The sequence below is a fragment of the Streptomyces sp. CA-111067 genome, assembly GCF_050956065.1.
Lineage (GTDB): Bacteria > Actinomycetota > Actinomycetes > Streptomycetales > Streptomycetaceae > Actinacidiphila.
The window spans coordinates 7,661,584-7,680,695 of the sequence record NZ_CP192103.1; the positions used below are offsets into that span (position 1 = coordinate 7,661,584).

Below are 19,112 nucleotides of genomic sequence, written 5' to 3' on the forward strand. Positions count from 1 at the left end.
ACCTGCCCCTTCTGAGGAGGAGACGTGACGGCCGTGCGCGGTCCCAACCTCCCGCGCCGCCCGCCACCGTGTCAACGTTTTGTCCTGACATAAGGACTTCCCGTCATCATGCCCTCCCGCTACGCTCCCAGCGTGCCTACGCACGAGCCACAGCACGAGCCCACGCACCTGCGGCTGGCCGTCGACCGCGCGAGTCCGGTCCCGCTCTACTTCCAGCTTGCCCGGCAGCTGGAGACGGCGATCGGTGAGGGCACCCTCGCCCCCGGCAGCCTGCTCGGCAACGAGATCGAGCTGGCCGCCCGGCTGGGCCTGTCCCGCCCCACCGTCCGGCAGGCGATCAGGTCGCTGGTGGACAAGGGCCTGCTGGTCCGCAGGCGCGGTGTCGGTACCCAGGTGGTGCACAGCAGGGTCGCCCGGCAGCTGGAGCTGAGCAGCCTGTACGACGATCTGCTCGCCGCCGGGCTGCACCCCAGTACCCAGGTGCTGCACAACACCCGCGCCGACGCCCCCGCCGAGGTCGCCGCCGCGCTGGAGCTGCCCGGATCCGGGCAGGTGGCCGTCGTCCACCGGCTGCGGCTGACCCGCGGCGAGCCGATGGCGTACCTGTGCAACTACCTGCCCTGCGACCTGCTGGAGCTGCCCACCGCCGAGCTGGAGTCCACCGGCCTGTACGCGCTGATGCGGCACCAGGGCATCACGATGCACAGCGCCCAGCAGGAGGTCGGCGCGCGGATCGCCACCGACGAGGAGTGCGCGCTGCTGGCCGAGCCGCCCGGCGCGGCGCTGCTGACCATGCGGCGCACCACCTACGACGACCGCGGCCGGCCGATCGAGTACGCCAGCCACGTCTACCGCGCCTCCCGCTACGCCTTCGAGTTCCGGCTGCTGGTCAGGGGCTGACACAGTGCGCGCCACCCCTTGACGGATACTTGGGCCGCCGGGATGGTCGCACGCAGCACTTTTCTCACATCCTTCCCGGCTGCAACAGGATCGGCATGGAAAGGCGGGGCCCGGTGGCGGAATCGGCGGATGCAAGGGCGGGAACGGGACGACCGGCGCGGAGGGCGCCGCGCGGGACGGGCCGGGCGGCCCGGGTACTGGGCGGGCTGCTCGCGGTGGCGCTCGGCGCCGGCCTGCTGGCCGGGTGCAGCAGCACCGGCGGCAAGCGCGCGGCGGACCGGGCCAAGCAGGCGGCGGCGAACGGCTCCGCGGTGGACACCCCGCACTGGACGTTCGCGATGGTCACCCATTCGGGTGCGGGCGACACCTTCTGGGACATCGTGCAGAGCGGCGCCAAGCAGGCCGCCGCCAAGGACAACATCAAGTTCGTCTACTCCAACAGCGACCAGGGCAACGAGCAGTCGCAGCTGGTGCAGGCCGCCATCGACAGCCACGTGGACGGCCTGGTCGTCACGCTGGCCAAGCCCGACGCGATGAAGGCGGTGGTCACCAAGGCGGTCAAGGCCGGCATCCCGGTGATCACCATCAACTCCGGCTCCGAGGAGTCCAAGCAGTTCGGCGCGCTCGCGCACATCGGCCAGGACGAGTCGATCGCCGGCAAGGCGGTCGGCGACGAGCTGAACAAGCGGGGCAAGAAGCACGCGCTGTGCGTCCTGCACGAGCAGGGCAACGTCGGCCACGAGCAGCGCTGCGCCGGCGCGAAGTCCACCTTCTCCGGGAAGATGGACAAGCTGTACGTCAACGGCACCAACATGCCCGACGTGGAGTCCGCCATCCAGGCCAAGCTCCAGGCGGACAGCAGCATCGACTCCGTGGTCACCCTCGGCGCGCCCTTCGCCGCGACCGCCGCCAAGGCCAAGAACCAGGCCGGCTCGAAGGCCGAGATCGACACCTTCGACCTGAACGCGCAGGTCGCCTCCTCGCTCAAGGACGGCACCATCGGCTTCGCGGTGGACCAGCAGCCCTACCTCCAGGGCTACGAGGCGATCGACCTGCTGTGGCTCTACCGCTACAACGGCGACGCCCTCGGCGGCGGCAACCCGGTGCTGACCGGCCCGCAGATCGTGACCAAGGACAACGCCGACGCGCTGCTGTCGTACACCAAGCGGGGTACCCGATGAGCGTGCTCGCGAGCCCCGCCGACGAGCGGCTGGCACCCCGCTCGGCGGCCAGACGGCTGCTCGGCCGCCCCGAGCTCGGCGCGGTGGTCGGCGCCGCGGCGGTCTTCGTGTTCTTCGCGGTGGTCGCCGACCACTTCCTGCAGGCGTCCAGCCTGGGCACGGTGCTCTACGCGTCCTCCACGATCGGCATCATGGCGGTGCCGGTGGCGCTGCTGATGATCGGCGGCGAGTTCGACCTGTCGGCCGGCGTGCTGGTGACCAGCTCAGCGCTGGCCTCGTCGATGTTCAGCTACCAGATGACCGCGAACACCTGGGTCGGCGTCGGCGTCTCGCTGCTGGTGACGCTCGCCATCGGGGCGTTCAACGGGGTGCTGCTGGTGCGCACCAAGCTGCCCAGCTTCATCATCACGCTCGGCACCTTCCTGATGCTCACCGGCCTGAACCTGGGCCTGACCAAGTTCATCAGCGGCACCGTCTCGACGAAGTCGATCTCCGACATGCAGGGCTTCCCGACCTGCCGCGACCTGTTCGCCTCGCACTGGACGGTCGGCTCGGTGGACCTCCAGGTCACCATCCTGTGGTGGATCGGCCTGGTCGCGGTGGCGACCTGGGTGCTGCTGCGCACCCGCGCGGGCAACTGGATCTTCGCGGCCGGCGGCAACGCGGACGCGGCCCGCGCGGTGGGCGTGCCGGTGGCCCGTACCAAGATCGGCCTGTACATGGCGGTGGCCTTCTGCGCCTGGATCTCCGGGCAGCACCTGCTGTTCTCGTTCGACGTGGTGCAGTCGGGCGAGGGCGTCGGCAACGAGTTCCTGTACATCATCGCGGCCGTCATCGGCGGCTGCCTGATGACCGGCGGCTACGGCAGCGCCATCGGCTCGGCGGTCGGCGCGTTCATCTTCGGCATGACCAACAAGGGCATCGTCTACGCCCAGTGGAACCCGGACTGGTTCAAGTTCTTCCTCGGCGCGATGCTGCTGCTCGCCACGCTGCTGAACGCCTGGGTGCGCAAGCGGGCGGAGGCCAACGCGTGATCAAGGTAGAGGACGCACCCAACGGCCCGGAGCCGGCCGCGGACCCCCCGCTGATCGAGCTGACCGAGGTCGCCAAGTCCTACGGGAACGTCCGGGCGCTGCGCGGCGTCTCCCTGGACGTGCGAGCCGGCGAGATCACCTGCGTGCTGGGCGACAACGGCGCCGGCAAGTCCACCCTCATCAAGATCATCTCCGGGCTGCACCCGCACGACTCGGGCAGCTACGCCGTCCAGGGCGAGCAGGTGCGGCACGCCTCGCCGCGCGAGGCGCTCGACCGCGGCATCGCCACCGTCTACCAGGACCTGGCCGTGGTCCCGCTGATGCCGGTCTGGCGGAACTTCTTCCTCGGCTCCGAGCCCACCAGGGGCCGCGGAGTGCTGCGCCGGCTGGACGTGGCCGCCATGCGCCGCACCACCCATGACGCGCTGCTGCGGATGGGCATCGACCTGCGGGACGTGGACCAGCCGATCGGCACCCTGTCCGGCGGCGAGCGGCAGTGCGTGGCCATCGCCCGCGCGGTGCACTTCGGCGCCAAGGTGCTCGTCCTCGACGAGCCGACCGCCGCGCTCGGTGTCAAGCAGTCCGGAATGGTGCTGAAATACGTGGCGGCGGCCCGGGACGCAGGGCTCGGAGTCGTACTGATCACGCACAACCCGCACCACGCTTTTCTGGTGGGCGACCGCTTCATTCTGCTCAAGCGCGGCACCATGGCGGGCAGCCACCTGAAGAAGGACATTACGCTGGACGAGTTGACCCGGCAGATGGCCGGCGGCAGCGAGCTGGACGAACTGACCCACGAACTGAGCCGGACCCCGGCCAACGACCCGGAGACCTCCGCTTGAGCGTCAATCGTGAACGTGTGTACCGCGGCGGCGCCGCGAGGACCACGGTGTGGCAGAACGTCGGCCGCCGGGAGCGGCGGTCGCACCTGACCGCGCCCCGGGTCCCCACCGTGGGGATCGACATCGGCGGCACCAAGGTGATGGCCGGTGTGGTGGACGCCGACGGGGTGATCCTGGAGAAGCTGCGCACCGAGACCCCCGACAAGTCCAAGAGCCCCAAGGTGGTCGAGGACACCATCGTCGAGCTGGTGCTCGACCTCTCCGAGCGGCACGACGTGCACGCGGTCGGCATCGGCGCGGCCGGCTGGGTGGACGCAGACCGCTCCCGGGTGCTGTTCGCCCCGCACCTGGCCTGGCGGGACGAGCCGCTGCGCGAGCGGCTCTCGGAGCGGCTGCTGGTGCCGGTCATGGTCGACAACGACGCCAACACCGCCGCCTGGGCCGAGTGGCGGTTCGGCGCCGGCCGCGGCGAGGACGACCTGGTGATGATCACGCTGGGCACCGGCATCGGCGGCGCCATCCTGGAGGACGGCCAGGTCAAGCGCGGCCGCTACGGGGTGGCCGGCGAGTTCGGCCATATGCAGGTGGTGCCCGGCGGGCACCGCTGCGCCTGCGGCAACCGCGGCTGCTGGGAGCAGTACAGCTCGGGAAACGCCCTGGTCAGGGAGGCCCGTGAGATGGCGGCGGCCGATTCGCCGGTCGCCTACGGGATCATCGACCGGGTCGGCGGCAGCATCAGGGACATCACCGGGCCGCTGATCACCGAGCTGGCCCGCGAGGGCGACCCGATGTGCGTCGAGCTGTTCCAGGACATCGGCCAGTGGCTCGGCGTCGGCATCGCGAACCTGGCCGCCGCCCTCGACCCGTCCTGCTTCGTGATCGGCGGCGGGGTCAGCGCCGCGGACGACCTGCTGATCGCCCCGGCCAGGGACGCCTTCCGGCGCACCCTGACCGGCCGCGGCTACCGCCCCGAGGCCCGGATCGCCAAGGCCGAACTCGGCCCCGAGGCCGGCATGGTCGGCGCCGCCGACCTGGCCAGGCTGGTCGCCCGCCGGTTCCGCCGCGCCAACCGCCGCCGGGTCGAGCGCTACGAGCGCTACGGCCGGGTCTACGGACGGCCGGTGGCCGGCTCGTGACCACCACCCCCGAGGAGCAGCACGCGGGCCCGCCCGCGGGCGCCCACCTGTACGAGCCTGACGGCACCACGGAGGACGTCGTGAGCCCGCTGACCCCGGCCATGTCCCGGGCCGCCCGGCCGCCCAGGGACCTGCCGCGCTGGGTGCGCTGGACGGTGCTGCCGCTGCTGGTGCTGGTACCGGTCGGCTATGTGATCGTGGCCGCGCGGCAGAGCCGGGTGGCCGGCGAGGACAAGCAGCAGGAGGCCGCGGTGCGGCACCTGGCCAACGGCTATCCGACCGGGCTGCAGAAGCGGATCTACCAGATCCCGATGAAGAAGGGCGTGTACGAGGGCGGCGTCCTGGAGACCAACTCCTGGGACGTGAGCGTGCTCTACGTGCGCTTCACCACCACCGCGGGCGGCCTCGACACCTTCCTCGCCGACGTCGGCACCAGCCGCTACGCCCTGCACCAGGGCACCGCGGCGATCAACGCCAAGCAGGCCAAGGAGGCCGGCTGGGACTTCACCAAGCGGCACGCGTGGTCGGGGATCACCATGCACCAGGTCGGCGACAAGCCCGACCACGACATCAGCGTCGACCTCACCTATCCTGACGCACCCGTGGTCTATGCGGTGTCCACGGTCAACTTCCAGCACGGCTTCGGGGGCGGCTGACCCACCGGCCGATTCACTCGATAGCGTGAGGCGATGAGCGACGTGACCGGCGCGGAGTACGACGCCGCCTTCGACGACGTGTACGACGACACGTACGACGAGCAGACCCCGCCCCTGCAGTACCGCTTCGACGGGGCCGACGACGCTCCGGTGCTGGTACTGGGCCCGGCCCTCGGGGCCACCTGGCACATGTGGGACCGCCAGCTGCCGGTGCTCAGCGGCACCTGGCGGGTGCTGCGGTACGAGCTGCCCGGGCACGGCGGCGCCCCCGCCGACCCGGCCTCCTCGGTGGACGACCTGGCCAGGCGGCTGCTCGCGGTGCTCGACGACGAGGGCATCGACACCTTCGGCTACGCGGGCTGCTCGCTCGGCGCGGCCGTCGGCGCCCGGCTGGCGCTGCTGCGCCCGGACCGGGTCGCCGCCCTCGCGCTGGTCTCCGCCGCCGCCCGTTACGGCACCGCCGACAGCTGGCGGCAGCGCGGGGTGGTGGTCAGGGCGAGCGGCCTGGAGCGCACCGCGCGCTCCAGTCCCGAGCGCTGGTTCACCGACGCCTTCCTGGCCACCCAGCCGGCGATCACCGACTGGGCGGTGCAGATGGTCGCCACCACCGACCCGGAGTGCTATGTGGCCGGCTGCGAGGCGCTGGCCACCTTCGACATCCGCGACGCGCTGACCCGGATCACCGTGCCCACGCTGGTGGTGGCCGGCGCCGACGACACCGAGACGCCGCCGGCCGACGCCCGGCTGCTGGTGGCCGGCATCCCGGACGCCCGGCTCGCGGTGGTGCCGGCCACCGGGCACCTGGCGCCGGTCGAGGAGCCGGCCGCCGTCGGCGACCTGCTGGCCACCCACTTCGGGGCCGCCTGGACCGGCACCCCGACCCCGCACGCCGCGCCGCCCGGCACGCCCACCCCGGCGCCGCCGCCGGCCGCGGTGCCCGCCGTGGCCGTCGTGCCGCCGCCGCCCGCGGCGCCGCCGGTTCCCGACCGGTACGCCGAGGGGCTGCGGATCCGCCGCGAGGTGACCGGCGAGGCCGGGCCGGACCGTTCGGCCGCCAAGGCCGGCGGGTCGAGCGGGTCCGGTGGCTCCGGCGCCTCCGGCGGCTTCGGGGACGAGTTCGACGCCTTCGCCACCCGCGTCGCCTGGGGCGAGATCTGGGCCCGGCCGGGGCTCGACCGCCGCACCCGCAGCTGCCTGACGCTCACCGCGCTGACCGCGCTCGGCCGGCTCGGCGAGCTGGCCGAGCACACCAGGGCCGCGCTGCGCAGCGGGCTGACCCCGGCCGAGATAGAGGAGGTGCTGATGCACACCGCCGTCTACTGCGGGCTGCCCGCCGCCCGGGCCGCCGTCGACACCGCGCGGACCGTCATCGCCGCGGCGGGCACCGGACCGGCGGCGCCCGGCCGTCCGTAGGAAGATGGGTTCCATGAAGCTGACCAAGAAGCGGCACGCCTGCGTCCGGCTGGAGAAGGACGGGCACACGCTCGTCATCGACCCCGGCGGGTTCAGTGAGGAGGACGCGGCCGTCGGCGCCGACGTCATCCTGGTCACCCACGAGCACCCCGACCACTTCAACGAGGCGCGGCTGCGGGCCGCGCTGGACGCCGACCCGGCCGCCGAGCTGTGGACGCTGGGCAGCGTCGCCGACCAGCTCTCCGCCGCCTTCCCCGGCCGGGTGCACACCGTCGGGCACGGCGACACCTTCACCGCGGGCGGCTTCGACGTCCAGGTGCACGGCGAGCTGCACGCCGTCATCCACCCGGACATCCCGCGGATCGCCAACATCGGCTACCTGGTGGACGGCTCGGTCTTCCACCCGGGGGACGCGCTCACCGTGCCGGGACACCCGGTGGACACCCTGCTGCTGCCGGTGCAGGCCCCGTGGAGCAAGCTCTCCGAGGTCATCGACTACGTCAGGGAGGTCAAGCCGCGCCGGTCGATCGACGTGCACGACGCGCTGCTCACCGACCTGGCGCGGCCGATCTACGACAGCCAGATCGGCGGCCTCGGCGGGGCGGAGCACCTCAGGCTGGCGCCGGGCGGCGAGGCGTAGCGGGGGCGGGCGGCGGCGGCCCGCGGGCCGCCGGGAGGGTCGCTGTCGTACCCAGCCGCTAGGTTGTCAGGCATGCGCATCGCGACCTGGAACATCAACTCGATCACCGCCCGCCTGCCGCGGCTGCTGGCCTGGCTGGAGAGCAGCGGCACCGACGTCCTGTGCGTGCAGGAGACCAAGTGCACCGACGCGCAGTTCCCGCGGGACGAGCTGCGCGAGCTCGGGTACGAGGCGGCGGTCAACGCCGACGGGCGGTGGAACGGGGTGGCGCTGATCTCCCGGGTCGGCCTGGCCGACGTGGTGCAGGGGCTGCCCGGCGGCCCCGGGTACGAGGGCGTGCAGGAGCCGCGGGCGGTGTCCGCGACCTGCGGCCCGGTCCGGCTGTGGTCGGTCTACGTGCCCAACGGCCGGGAGGTCGGCCACCCGCACTACGCGTACAAGCTCCAGTGGCTGGAGGCGCTGCGGGCCGCGGTCGCCTCCGACGCCGGCGGCGAGCGCCCGTTCGCGGTGCTCGGCGACTTCAACGTGGCGCCGGCCGACGAGGACGTCTGGGACCTGTCGGTCTTCGAGGGCCAGACCCATGTCACCGAGCCCGAGCGGGCCGCGCTGGCCGCGCTGCGCGAGACCGGCCTGTCCGACCTGCTGCCGCGCCCGCTGAAGTACGACCACCCGTTCACCTACTGGGACTACCGGCAGCTCGGCTTCCCCAAGAACCGCGGCATGCGGATCGACCTGGTGTACGCCAACGAGCCGTTCGGCAAGGCCCGCACCGACTCGTACGTGGACCGCGAGGAGCGCAAGGGCAAGGGCGCCTCCGACCACGCCCCGGTGGTCGTCGACCTCGACGTGTGACGGTGGCCGGCGTCCCGCCGGGCGCCTGCCCGCTCGACTGACGGACGGTCAGGTCGGGGCCGGTGCCCGCGCGCCGGTGGTCAGCCGGCCACGGCCGGTGACACGCTGGCGGCTATGGACATCCCCTTCTTCGGCAGATGGCGCGAGAAGCACGCGATGGCGCGCGGGGTCGCCGTCTCGTCCGCCGGGCCGTCCGCCTGCGACCCCGACCAGGCCGGCCTGGCCGAGCTGCTCGGCGAGTGCGAGCTGCTGCGGACGCGGGCCGCCGACGAGGGGGTGGAACTGGACGGCTCCGAGGGCTCGTTGAGCGCGCTGGACCAGCTGGTGCCGAATTGGCGGGACGACCCCGACGTGCTCTCCTGGCTCGGCAACGACGCGGGGCTCTACCTCGGCACCGTCATGGTCCGCACCGTCCCCGGCGCCACCTGGCGGGTCTGGCCCAACGGCCACCCGGTGGTCCGGCTCGCCACCGGCCGGGAGATCGACACCGTGGACCTGGGCCACGGCTGGGCCGAGAGCGGCAGCCCCGAGCTCTCCCAGGTGCTCGCCGAGGCCGCGGAGGACTGAGCCCTCGCCCGGCGGAGGCCGCCATCGACCGACGGCCGGCCCCGCCGGTGACCCGGATGGCTGACCCCGTCCACCTGGCGCCCGCTGTCACCCGAACCGGTGGCTCCCGTCGCACGGTGGGGTAAGGAACCGGGCGTGTCCGGGCTTGATCGCCGGCAGCGCCCGGCCGCACGTGCATGATGGCGCCAGTGTTCCCTTCAGCTCATTCAACAGCCTGGCACCGGAGGCACGACGTGGACTCCCTTCAGAAGCTGCCGAACATCGGAGCGGTGCTCGCCGACCGCCTGCGCCAGGCCGGCGTGGACGACGCGGGCGAACTGCGCAGGCTCGGCTCCGGCCGGGCCTTCGAGAAGATCCGCCCGGCCCTGCCGGAGGACGCCTGCACCCACACCCTGCTGGCCCTCGAGGGCGCCCTGCGCGGCATGCGCTGGACCGCCATCCCGCAGACCGAGCGCGACACCCTCGTACACCGGGTGCTCGGCTGACCGGGACCGCGCCGGACCCGCCGGTGGCACCACTGATCGTCCTCAGCGGCGTCAACAAGCACTTCGGTCAGCTGCATGTGCTCAAGGACGTCGATCTGACCGTCGCCCGGGGCGAGGTGGTGGTCGTGATCGGCCCGTCGGGGTCGGGCAAGTCCACCCTGTGCCGGGCGATCAACCGACTGGAGCCGGTGGAGAGCGGCAGCATCACCATCGACGGTCAGCCGCTGCCCGCCGAGGGCCGGGCGCTGGCCAGGCTGCGCGCCGACGTGGGCATGGTCTTCCAGTCGTTCAACCTCTTCGCCCACAAGACGGTGCGGGAGAACGTGATGCTCGCCCCGGTCAAGGTGCGCGGCCAGGACCGGGCCACGGCCGCCCGCCGGGCCGACGAGCTGCTGGACCGGGTCGGGCTGCTCGACCAGGGCGACAAGCTGCCCGCCCAGCTGTCCGGCGGGCAGCAGCAGCGGGTGGCGATCGCCCGCGCGCTGGCCATGGACCCCAAGGTGATGCTCTTCGACGAGCCGACCTCGGCGCTCGACCCCGAGATGATCAACGAGGTGCTCGAAGTGATGAAGCAGCTCGCCGAGGAGGGCATGACCATGGTGGTGGTCACCCACGAGATGGGCTTCGCCCGCTCGGCGGCGCACCGGGTGGTGTTCATGGCCGAGGGCCGGATCGTCGAGGACCGGGTGCCCGAGGAGTTCTTCACCGCGCCGCGCAGCGACCGCGCCAAGGACTTCCTGTCCAAGATCCTGCACCACTGACCGGCACCTGGAACCCCCCATGCCACGCATCCACCGGCCCGCGGCCGCGGCCCTGGCCGCGGCGGCGCTGCTCGCCGGCTGCGGCAAGTCCGGCAGCCCGCCCGTCAAGGGCCCGCGCGCCGACGCCCTGCCGTCCTACCGGGTCCAGCGCGGCTTCACGCTGCCGGCCTCGGCCACCTGGAGCGCCGCCCACCGGCGCGGCCGGCTGGTGATCGGCGTCAAGGACGACCAGCCGTACCTGGGCGAGAAGGACCCGGCCACCGGCACCTACTCCGGCTTCGACATCGAGATCGCCAAGATGACCGCCGCCTCGCTGGGCTTCGCCGCCGGCCAGATCCGCTACCAGGCCATCGCCTCGGCCAACCGGGAGACCTCGCTGAGCAACGGCCAGATCGACTACTACGTCGGCACGTACACGATCAACGCGCTGCGCAAGAAGCAGGTCGGCTTCGCCGGCCCGTACTACCTGGCGGGCCAGGGCCTGCTGGTGCGCCGCGACGAGCACGACATCAACGGCCCGCAGGACCTCAAGGGCCACAAGGTCTGCTCGGCGGCCGGCTCCAGCTCCATCCAGCGGATCGAGGCCGACTACCCGGACGCCACCCCGGTCAGCTACGACACCTACTCCGTCTGCGTGGACAACCTGCTGACCTACCAGGTGGACGCGGTGACCACCGACGACTCGATCCTGCTGGGCTACGCGGCCAAGGCGCCCGACCAGATGAAGGTGGTCGGAAAGCCGTTCTCCAAGGAGCCGTACGGCATCGGCCTGGCCAAGGGCGACCGCGCGCTGCGGGCCGCGCTCGACGACGCGATCACGGCGCACGAGCGCAACGGGGACTGGAAGAAGGCGTACGACGCGACCCTGGGCCTGTCCGGGGTGCCCGCCCCCGCGCCGCCGCCGGTCGACCGGTACTGAACCGCGCCTACCCGCGCCTACCCGCGCTGACCCGCGCCGACCCGCGCTGACCGGCCGCTGACCGGCACTGAGAAGGGCGACCAGCCGTGAACGTACTCACCGACAACTTCTCGCTCTACGGCAAAGGGCTGTGGGGCACCGTCCAGCTCACCCTGCTGGCCGGCGCGCTGGCGCTGGCCGTCGGGGTGCTCGTCGCCGGCTTCCGGGTCTCGCCGGTGCGGGCGCTGCGGGCGTTCGGCACCGGGTGGGTGACGGTGCTGCGCAACACCCCGCTGACCCTGCTGTTCTTCGCGGTGCTGCTCGGGCTGCCGCGCTTCGGGGTGGTGCTGCCCTTCATGGTCTTCGCGGTGCTCGCGCTCGGCGCCTACACCTCGGCGTTCATCTGCGAGGCGGTCAGGGCCGGGATCAACACGGTGCCGGCCGGCCAGGGCGAGGCGGCCAGGAGCCTGGGGATGAGCTTCACCCGCACGCTGAGCCTGGTGGTGCTGCCGCAGGCGGCCCGCGCGGTGATCTCGCCGATCGGCTCCACGCTGATCGCGCTGGCCAAGAACTCCGCGATCGCCGGCTCGTTCTCGGTCACCGAACTGCTCGGCACCTACAAGCCGCTCAACGAGCGCGGCTACAGCATCGTCTGGACCTTCGTCTGGATCGCGGTCGGCTATCTGATCGTCACCCTGGCCATCAGCGCGGTGTTCAACGTCCTGGAGAAGAAGATGGGGGTCTCCCGATGAGCGGCAGCGCGCTGTACGACATCCCCGGGCCGAAGGCGCTGGCCAGGCACCGGCTCTACGGCTGGATCGCGGGCGCCGCGCTGGCCGCGCTGGCCGGCTTGGTGATCTGGAAGCTGGTGGACACCGGGCAGTTCTCCGCGGTCAAGTGGCGCCCGTTCGAGTACGCGGGCATCCAGCGGCTGCTGCTGACGGGCCTCGGCAACACCCTCAAGGCGTTCGGCTGGGCGGCGCTGTTCTCGCTGGCCTTCGGCGCGGTCTTCGCCGCCGGGCGGCTCTCCGACCACCGGCCGGTGCGCTGGCTGAGCACGCTGGTGGTGGAGTTCTTCCGGGCCATGCCGCTGCTGGTGATGATCTTCTTCATCTTCGTCGCGCTCAAGGTCGATCCGATGATCGCCCTGATCACCGGCCTGACGCTGTACAACGGCTCGGTGCTCGCCGAGGTCTTCAGGTCCGGCATCAACTCGGTGCCGCGCGGCCAGCGCGAGGCGGCCTTCGCGCTCGGCATGCGCAAGTCACGGGTGATGGCGTACGTACTGGTGCCGCAGGCGGTGCGGGCGATGCTGCCCACGATCGTCAGCCAGCTCGTGGTGACCCTGAAGGACACCTCGCTCGGCTACCTCATCACCTACCAGGAGTTCCTCTACGCCGGAAAGCTGATCGCCACCAACCTGGACTACGACCTGCCGTTCATCCCGGTGGTCATGGTGATCGCGCCGATCTACATCGGGATGTGCATGCTGCTGTCCTGGTGCGCGAACCGGCTGGCCAGGCTGCAGCGGCACAGCCAGAAGACGGCGGAGGCCCCCGTCCAGGCCCCGCCGCAGATCTGAGCGGCCGGCCCCGCCGCGGCGCCGGACCGGGCCTGCCGCCCCGTTTGTCCTGCTGTGGTCCGGGCAGCCGCACCGAATGGAAGGTGAAAGGTGTGGACCCATGATCGGAGAGCGCACGACATGAATGACACCACTGCCCCGCCGGAAGCCCTGGACGACGGCCGGCTCGCCGAACTCGCCCAGCAGCTGAGGGTCGACGCGGTACGCGCGGCGGACGCGGCCGGCTCCGGACACCCCACCTCGTCGATGTCGGCGGCCGAGATCGCCGCCGTGCTGTTCGGCCGCCATCTGCGCTATGACTTCGACCAGCCCGACCACCCCGGGAACGACCATCTGATCCTGTCCAAGGGCCACGCCTCGCCGCTGCTCTACGCGGCCTACAAGGCGGCCGGCGCCATCTCGGACGAGGAGCTGCTGACCTTCCGCAAGCTCGGCAGCCGGCTGGAGGGCCACCCCACCCCGCGGCTGCCGTGGGTCGACGTGGCCACCGGGTCGCTCGGCCAGGGCCTGCCGATCGGCGTCGGCGTGGCACTGTCGGCCAAGCGGCTGGAGCACCTGCCGTACCGCACGTGGGTGCTGTGCGGGGACAGCGAGCTGGCCGAGGGCTCGGTGTGGGAGGCGTTCGAGCACGCCGGCCTCGAAGGGCTCGACAACCTCACCGCGATCCTCGACATCAACCGGCTCGGCCAGCGCGGCCCCACCCGGCACGGCTGGGACCTGGACGCCTACGCCCGCCGGATCCAGGCGTTCGGCTGGAACACCGTGCAGATCGACGGCCACGACATCGACGCGGTGGACGAGGCGCTGGCCACCGCCCGCACCACCCGCGGCGCGCCGACCGCGATCATCGCCAGGACCAGGAAGGGCCGCGGCGTGGCCGCCGTGGAGGACCGCGAGGGCATGCACGGCAAGCCGCTGCCCGACGCGAAGAAGGCGATCCGCGAGCTCGGCGGCATCCGCGACCTGCGGATCCACGTCCGGCGCCCGCCGGACGCCGACCCATACCCCAAGGACGGCGGCGACCGGAGCGCGCGGCTGCCGACCTACCCGGCCGGCGGCGACGAGGTGGCCACCCGCAGCGCCTTCGGCGAGGCGCTGGCCGCGCTCGGCACCATGCACGACGACGTCGTCGTGCTCGACGGCGAGGTCGGCGACTCCACCAAGGCCGAGCTGTTCTCCAAGGAGCACCCCGAGCGGTACGTCGAGTGCTACATCGCCGAGCAGCAGCTGATCGGCACCGCCGTGGGCCTGGGCGTGCGCGGCTGGCGGCCCTACGCCTGCACCTTCGCCGCCTTCCTGACCCGGGCGCACGACTTCCTGCGGATGGCCGCGATCAGCCGCTCCGACATCAACGTGGTCGGCTCGCACTCCGGCGTCTCGATCGGCGAGGACGGGCCGTCCCAGATGGCGCTGGAGGACCTGGCGATGATGCGGGCGATCCACGGCAGCACCGTGCTCTACCCGTGCGACGCCAACCAGACCGCACGGCTGCTGCCCGCGCTGGCCGACCGGCCCGGCGTCGGCTACCTGCGCACCACCCGCGGCACCACCCCGGTGATCTACTCGCCGGACGAGGAGTTCCCGGTCGGCGGCAGCAAGGTGCTGCGCTCCGACCCGGCCGACCAGGTCACCCTGATCGCCGCGGGCATCACCGTGCACCAGGCGCTGGAGGCCGCCGACCGGCTCGCCGAGGACGGCGTCAAGGCCCGGGTGATCGATCTGTACTCGGTCAAGCCGGTGGACACCCAGACGCTGCGCGAGGCCGCGGCCGAGACCGGCAGGTTCGTCACGGTCGAGGACCACCACCCCGAGGGCGGCCTCGCCGACGCCGTCCTGGAGTCGTTCGGCAACGGCCACCCGATGCCGCTGCTCACCCGGCTGGCCGTGCACTCCATGCCCGGCTCCGCCACCCCCGAGCAGCAGCTCGAAGCCGCCGGCATCGACGCCTCGGCGATCACCGCGGCGGCCCGCACCCTGATCGACCGGTGACCTCGCGGCCCGGCCGAGCGCCGAGCCCCCGCGGACTCCGGGTCCGCGGGGGCTCGGCGCGCGTGCGCTCGGCGGCTCAGCGCTCGGGGTGCTCCTGGCCGCCCGCGGGCGGCGTGCTGGAGGAGCTGGTGTCGCTGATCTCGTACGGCTTGCGGCGGATTCCGTCCCGCGGAACCTCCGCCGGGTACGGCCGGCCTGACTCGTAGCCCTCGCGGTCGCCGCCGTCCTGGTGGCCGGGGCCGTGCCCGGAGCCGGCCGGCGGCCCGTCCTCGTGCTCCTGCCGGGTCTGCCAGGCCCCGGACCGCGGCTGCGGTCCGCGCGGCGGGGCCGGCTCCCGGGCGGTACGGCGGCGGCCGTACACCACGGCCGCGATGAGCAGGGCCACGATGCAGACACCGATGACCAGCGGGCCGATGCCGACCAGGAAGTCGTGGGTGACAGCGAGCTGTACCTGTTGTGGGCCGTGAGTGGACATTCTCGACACCTCCTGGAATGACGACTGCCCTTGATCGGGACGGGAACACGGAAAAGCAGGCGCACAACCCGGACGGCCGAGAGGAAACAGCAGATGGCAGGCAAGGGCCCGCAGGACGGCGACGAGGGCACCAGGGGGGCCGTCCTGGTGGCTCTGGCGGCGAATCTGGTCATCGCCGTCGCCAAGACCGCGGCCGGGCTGTTCGCCGGGTCGCCCGCGATGCTCTCCGAGGCCGCGCACTCGGTGGCCGACAGCCTCAACGAGGTCTTCCTGCTGCTGTCGCTGCGCCGCAGCAAGCGCGCCCCCGACGCGCAGCACCCGTTCGGCTACGGCAAGGAGCGGTACTTCTGGTCGCTGCTCGCCGCGGTCGGGATCTTCGTACTCGGCGGGATCTTCTCGTTCTACCAGGGCATCGAGGCGGTCAGGCACGGCGAGAACGAGAGCCACGCCGGCTACGTCGCGGGCCTGGCGGTGCTGCTGATCGCGCTGCTGGCCGAGTCGGCCTCGCTGCTGCGTGCCGTGGTGCAGACCCGCCGCTCGGGGCACGGCGCCGAGGACCCGGCGCTGCGCACCGTACTGGCCGAGGACGGCACGGCGGTGATCGGCGTGCTGCTGGCCGCGGCCGGCATGATCGTGCACATGGTGACCGGGAACGCCGCCGCCGAGGGCGCGGCGTCCATGGCCATCGGCGTGCTGCTGATGATCGTCGCCTCCGGCCTCGGCCGCACCGCGCACCGGCAGCTGATCGGGGTGTCGGCGGACCCGGAGCTGCGAGACGAGATCGAGCAGCTGCTCGGCGAGCAGCCAGAGGTGGACACCGTCGAGGAGCTGCTGACGATGCGGCTCGGCATGGACTCCACGCTGGTGGCGGCCAGGATCGACCTGGTGGGCGGGTTGGACAGCGAGCGGGTCGAGGAGGTCAGCCTGCGGATCCGGCACAGCATCAGGGAGCGCTGGCCGGCCGCCGACCGGGTCTTCCTTGACATCACCGACGCGCGAACGGAACGTGAAGACCGGGCAGCCGACCAGCGACAGGACCATTGACAGCAGGTCACGTCCGACTGAAGCCTGATCCTCGTCAACGACGACGACGGGGAGGGCCCGATGGCCGCAGGCACCGGGAAGAACGCCGCACAGTACGCGGGGCAGGGGTCACGGGAGTCATCCCGGGACGCGGATCGCGGTGGACCGGGGGCGCGGCCCGGCGCCGCGCCCGCCAGGCGGGCCCCGGGGCGGAGGGCCGCGGTCATGGGGGTCGCGGCCCTCAGCGGGGCACTGGCGCTGACCGCGGCCGCGGTCACCCCGGCCGCCGCCCGCCCGGGCCCGGCCCGGCATCCGGCGCCCGCCGTGCACTACGTGGCGCTCGGCGACTCGTACACCTCGGGCCCGGTCATCCCCACCCAGGTGGACGCGAACTGCGCGCGGTCGGACCACAACTACCCGTCGCTGTTCGCCGCGGCCGACAAGACCGCGGCCTTCACCGACGTCAGCTGCGGCGGCGCCACCACCGCGCAGATGTGGCAGCCGCAGGGCACCAACCCCGCGCAGCTCACGGCGGTGCACCGGGACACCACCCTGGTCACCCTGCAGATCGGTGGCAACGACATCGGCTTCGGCTCGATCATCGCCACCTGCGCCGCCCTGAGCGTCACCGACCCGGCCGGCAGCCCCTGCCAGAAGCACTACCGGGCCGGCGGCATCGACCAGCTCACCCTGAACGTGATCAGGACCGCCCCCGACGTCGGCCGGGTGCTGCGGGCCGTGCACCGGCAGGCACCGCACGCGAAGGTGGTCGTGGTCGGCTACCCCGACCTGCTGCCCGACGACGGCGTCGGCTGCTTCCCGGCCGTGCCCTTCGCGGCCGGCGACTTCCGCTACCTGCGGGACACCGAGAAGCAGCTCAACACCATGCTGCGGATCGAGGCGCTGCTCGGCGGGGCCTCGTACGTGGACACCTACGGCCCCACCGTCGGCCATGACATGTGCAAGGCGCCCGCGGACCGCTGGATCGAGCCGCTGACGCCCGCCGCACCGGCCGCGCCCGCCCACCCCAACGCCAAGGGCGAGCAGGCGATGGCCGCCGCGCTGCTGGCGAAGGCCGGGCAGCGGGGTGCGCCGGGCGGCCACCGTCGGTAAGGGCCACCCCTGAGTCGCGAGCGCGCGGGGCGTCGTGGATCATGACCTCATGCCGGTCCTGATAGCCGCGTGCGCGTTCGCGATGACCCTGGTCGGCGGGACCGTCGCGCAGCACATCGGGGACCGCCGCCACCTCGTGCTCGGCCTCGCCGCCGGGCTGATGCTCGGCGTGGTCGGGTTCGACCTGCTGCCCGAGGCGCTGGAGACCCAGCCGAAGGTGGTCTTCGGGGTGCCGGCGGCGCTGCTGATGTTCGTCGCCGGCTTCCTCGCCCTGCACATCATCGAGCGCTCGGTGGCGATCCACCGGGCGCACGAGGGCGAGTACGCCCCGCACGCGCACGGCCACGGGCACGCCCACGACCCGGTCAAGGGCATCGGCATCACCGCCGCGGTCGCCCTGGTCGGGCACAGCGTGATGGACGGCTTCGCGATCGGCGCCGCCTTCCAGGCCGGCGACACCGTCGGCATCGTGGTGGCCATCGCGGTGATCTCGCACGACTTCGCCGACGGCTTCAACACGTACACCATCACCCGGATGTACGGGAACGGCCGCCGCCGCGCCCAACTGCTGCTCGGCGCCGACGCGCTGGCCCCGGTGGCCGGCGCCGCGGTGACCCTGGCCTTCACCATCCCGACCTCGGCGCTCGGCCTCTACCTGGGCTTCTTCGCCGGCTTCCTGCTCTACCTGGCGACCTCCGACATCCTGCCCGAGGCGCACAGCCCGCACCCGTCGAGCTCCACGCTGCTGTGCACGGTCGCCGGGGCCGGCATCATGTGGCTGGTGATCGGTCTGGCGGACTGAGGGTCTTGGCCGGGGTGCCGGCCGCCTTGGTCACGTCGCCGACCAGCTCCACCACGTCGGAGCCGTACGCCTGGGAGTTGACCACCCGCAGCAGCAGGCAGAAGGTGCCGTCCAGGCCGTGCTTGCGGGCCAGCCGCCCCTGGTGCCTGGCCAGGTAGCGCACGGCGGCCTGGTTGGCGACCCCGCGCTGCCCCGCCGACAGGAACACCGGCCGGTCGTTGCCGGACTCGCGGTTCGCGGCCAGCCGGGCCAGCAGGACGTACTCCACCGCGCCCTTCTCCATCCGGTACGTCTCGCCGCCCACGGTGATCGCGCCCTGGTCGGGCCCCGGCGCCGGGTCGGTGTCGATCTCCACGCCCGGCAGCATCGAGCGCAGGTGCGCGGCCAGCCGCAGGTTGGCGGCCGGCCCGCCGATGCAGAACTCGGTACGGGCGCCGAAGCCCTGCCAGGCGGTGTCGTGCGCGAGCACCTCGGCGTGCGCGCCGCACTCCTTGATCGCCGCGGCCAGCTCCAGCAGCGCGAAGACGTCGTGCCGGGCCAGGCTCCAGCCGCGCGACCCCGGGTCGCGCGGCACCACCAGCAGGCATTCGGACTCCGCCGGCAGCCCGAAGAACCGCTGCTTGCGCTGGAGTCTGCGGCGCCACAGATAGGTCCGGGCGGACCAGCCGAGCAGCAGGCCGATGGCGCAGGCCGCCAGGCCGATCACGAGGGTGCGGAGGTCGTCGCTCATGGCGGGGCATCGTAGCGGTGTTCGGTTGAGCGC

The 19,112-nt window shown here is 72.6% G+C and carries 21 protein-coding genes; 19 read left to right on the plus strand and 2 right to left on the minus strand.

Annotation, left to right across the window (positions count from 1 at the left end; genetic code table 11):
- Nucleotides 1–108 precede the first annotated feature (108 nt).
- The 16 genes from ACQPW6_RS33820 (at nucleotide 109) to ACQPW6_RS33895 (ending at nucleotide 14,936) form a co-directional block, all read left to right on the plus strand.
- Entirely contained in the window at nucleotides 109–900 is a 792-nt protein-coding gene (locus ACQPW6_RS33820) for a GntR family transcriptional regulator (protein WP_433893526.1), read from the plus strand.
- 197 nt (nucleotides 901–1,097) lie between these two features.
- Nucleotides 1,098–2,081: a sugar ABC transporter substrate-binding protein gene (locus ACQPW6_RS33825; protein WP_433894746.1), complete on the plus strand. Its 984-nt coding sequence runs from the start codon at nucleotides 1,098–1,100 to the stop codon at nucleotides 2,079–2,081.
- On the plus strand, nucleotides 2,078–3,115 hold the full coding sequence (locus ACQPW6_RS33830) for an ABC transporter permease (RefSeq protein WP_433893527.1): 1,038 nt from the start codon (nucleotides 2,078–2,080) through the stop codon (nucleotides 3,113–3,115). Before ACQPW6_RS33825 ends, ACQPW6_RS33830 begins: the two co-directional genes overlap by 4 nt.
- Nucleotides 3,115–3,957: an ATP-binding cassette domain-containing protein gene (locus ACQPW6_RS33835; protein WP_433894747.1), complete on the plus strand. Its 843-nt coding sequence runs from the start codon at nucleotides 3,115–3,117 to the stop codon at nucleotides 3,955–3,957. Before ACQPW6_RS33830 ends, ACQPW6_RS33835 begins: the two co-directional genes overlap by 1 nt.
- On the plus strand, nucleotides 3,954–5,093 hold the full coding sequence (locus ACQPW6_RS33840; RefSeq protein ID WP_433893528.1) for an ROK family glucokinase: 1,140 nt from the start codon (nucleotides 3,954–3,956) through the stop codon (nucleotides 5,091–5,093). Before ACQPW6_RS33835 ends, ACQPW6_RS33840 begins: the two co-directional genes overlap by 4 nt.
- Nucleotides 5,090–5,749, plus strand: coding sequence for a hypothetical protein (locus tag ACQPW6_RS33845; protein WP_433893529.1), 660 nt, complete (start codon nucleotides 5,090–5,092; stop codon nucleotides 5,747–5,749). Before ACQPW6_RS33840 ends, ACQPW6_RS33845 begins: the two co-directional genes overlap by 4 nt.
- Before the next feature lie 33 nt (nucleotides 5,750–5,782).
- Nucleotides 5,783–7,162 (plus strand): alpha/beta fold hydrolase, encoded by a 1,380-nt coding sequence (locus ACQPW6_RS33850; RefSeq protein ID WP_433893530.1) that lies wholly within the window; start codon nucleotides 5,783–5,785, stop codon nucleotides 7,160–7,162.
- Between the two features lie 13 nt (nucleotides 7,163–7,175).
- Complete coding sequence (locus ACQPW6_RS33855; protein ID WP_433893531.1) at nucleotides 7,176–7,802, plus strand: MBL fold metallo-hydrolase; 627 nt, start codon at nucleotides 7,176–7,178, stop codon at nucleotides 7,800–7,802.
- A 72-nt stretch (nucleotides 7,803–7,874) separates the two neighbouring features.
- Complete coding sequence (locus ACQPW6_RS33860; protein ID WP_433893532.1) at nucleotides 7,875–8,654, plus strand: exodeoxyribonuclease III; 780 nt, start codon at nucleotides 7,875–7,877, stop codon at nucleotides 8,652–8,654.
- A 114-nt stretch (nucleotides 8,655–8,768) separates the two neighbouring features.
- Nucleotides 8,769–9,221 (plus strand): DUF6278 family protein, encoded by a 453-nt coding sequence (locus ACQPW6_RS33865; protein ID WP_433893533.1) that lies wholly within the window; start codon nucleotides 8,769–8,771, stop codon nucleotides 9,219–9,221.
- 233 nt (nucleotides 9,222–9,454) lie between these two features.
- On the plus strand, nucleotides 9,455–9,706 hold the full coding sequence (locus tag ACQPW6_RS33870; protein WP_433894748.1) for a TfoX/Sxy family DNA transformation protein: 252 nt from the start codon (nucleotides 9,455–9,457) through the stop codon (nucleotides 9,704–9,706).
- Nucleotides 9,703–10,467: an amino acid ABC transporter ATP-binding protein gene (locus ACQPW6_RS33875; protein ID WP_433894749.1), complete on the plus strand. Its 765-nt coding sequence runs from the start codon at nucleotides 9,703–9,705 to the stop codon at nucleotides 10,465–10,467. The genes ACQPW6_RS33870 and ACQPW6_RS33875 overlap by 4 nt, the downstream gene beginning before the upstream one ends.
- Nucleotides 10,468–10,486: 19 nt before the next feature.
- Nucleotides 10,487–11,386 carry a glutamate ABC transporter substrate-binding protein gene (locus tag ACQPW6_RS33880; RefSeq protein WP_433893534.1) on the plus strand — a complete coding sequence of 300 codons (900 nt, stop codon included), beginning with the start codon at nucleotides 10,487–10,489 and terminating at the stop codon, nucleotides 11,384–11,386.
- Nucleotides 11,387–11,472: 86 nt separating this feature from the next.
- Complete coding sequence (locus ACQPW6_RS33885; protein ID WP_433893535.1) at nucleotides 11,473–12,117, plus strand: amino acid ABC transporter permease; 645 nt, start codon at nucleotides 11,473–11,475, stop codon at nucleotides 12,115–12,117.
- Nucleotides 12,114–12,947 carry an amino acid ABC transporter permease gene (locus tag ACQPW6_RS33890; RefSeq protein WP_433893536.1) on the plus strand — a complete coding sequence of 278 codons (834 nt, stop codon included), beginning with the start codon at nucleotides 12,114–12,116 and terminating at the stop codon, nucleotides 12,945–12,947. The genes ACQPW6_RS33885 and ACQPW6_RS33890 overlap by 4 nt, the downstream gene beginning before the upstream one ends.
- Before the next feature lie 120 nt (nucleotides 12,948–13,067).
- Nucleotides 13,068–14,936: a transketolase gene (locus ACQPW6_RS33895; protein ID WP_433893537.1), complete on the plus strand. Its 1,869-nt coding sequence runs from the start codon at nucleotides 13,068–13,070 to the stop codon at nucleotides 14,934–14,936.
- Between the two features lie 76 nt (nucleotides 14,937–15,012).
- Here ACQPW6_RS33895 and ACQPW6_RS33900 read toward each other — a convergent pair whose 3' ends face one another.
- Nucleotides 15,013–15,411: a DUF6479 family protein gene (locus ACQPW6_RS33900; protein ID WP_433893538.1), complete on the minus strand. Its 399-nt coding sequence runs from the start codon at nucleotides 15,409–15,411 to the stop codon at nucleotides 15,013–15,015.
- A 93-nt stretch (nucleotides 15,412–15,504) separates the two neighbouring features.
- On the opposite strand from ACQPW6_RS33900, the gene ACQPW6_RS33905 reads away from it, so the two are divergent.
- The 3 genes from ACQPW6_RS33905 to ACQPW6_RS33915 all read left to right on the plus strand — a co-directional run bounded on the left by ACQPW6_RS33905 (nucleotide 15,505) and on the right by ACQPW6_RS33915 (nucleotide 18,349).
- A complete protein-coding gene (locus tag ACQPW6_RS33905) occupies nucleotides 15,505–16,455 on the plus strand; it encodes a cation diffusion facilitator family transporter (protein ID WP_433893539.1) in 951 nt (316 codons plus the stop codon).
- Nucleotides 16,456–16,659: 204 nt separating this feature from the next.
- Nucleotides 16,660–17,547 (plus strand): SGNH/GDSL hydrolase family protein, encoded by an 888-nt coding sequence (locus ACQPW6_RS33910; RefSeq protein ID WP_433893540.1) that lies wholly within the window; start codon nucleotides 16,660–16,662, stop codon nucleotides 17,545–17,547.
- 49 nt (nucleotides 17,548–17,596) lie between these two features.
- Nucleotides 17,597–18,349, plus strand: coding sequence for a ZIP family metal transporter (locus tag ACQPW6_RS33915; protein WP_433893541.1), 753 nt, complete (start codon nucleotides 17,597–17,599; stop codon nucleotides 18,347–18,349).
- Here ACQPW6_RS33915 and ACQPW6_RS33920 read toward each other — a convergent pair.
- Nucleotides 18,318–19,079 (minus strand): hypothetical protein, encoded by a 762-nt coding sequence (locus ACQPW6_RS33920; RefSeq protein ID WP_433893542.1) that lies wholly within the window; start codon nucleotides 19,077–19,079, stop codon nucleotides 18,318–18,320. The two genes, ACQPW6_RS33915 and ACQPW6_RS33920, sit on opposite strands and share 32 nt — an antisense overlap.
- Between the last annotated feature and the right edge of the window lie 33 nt (nucleotides 19,080–19,112).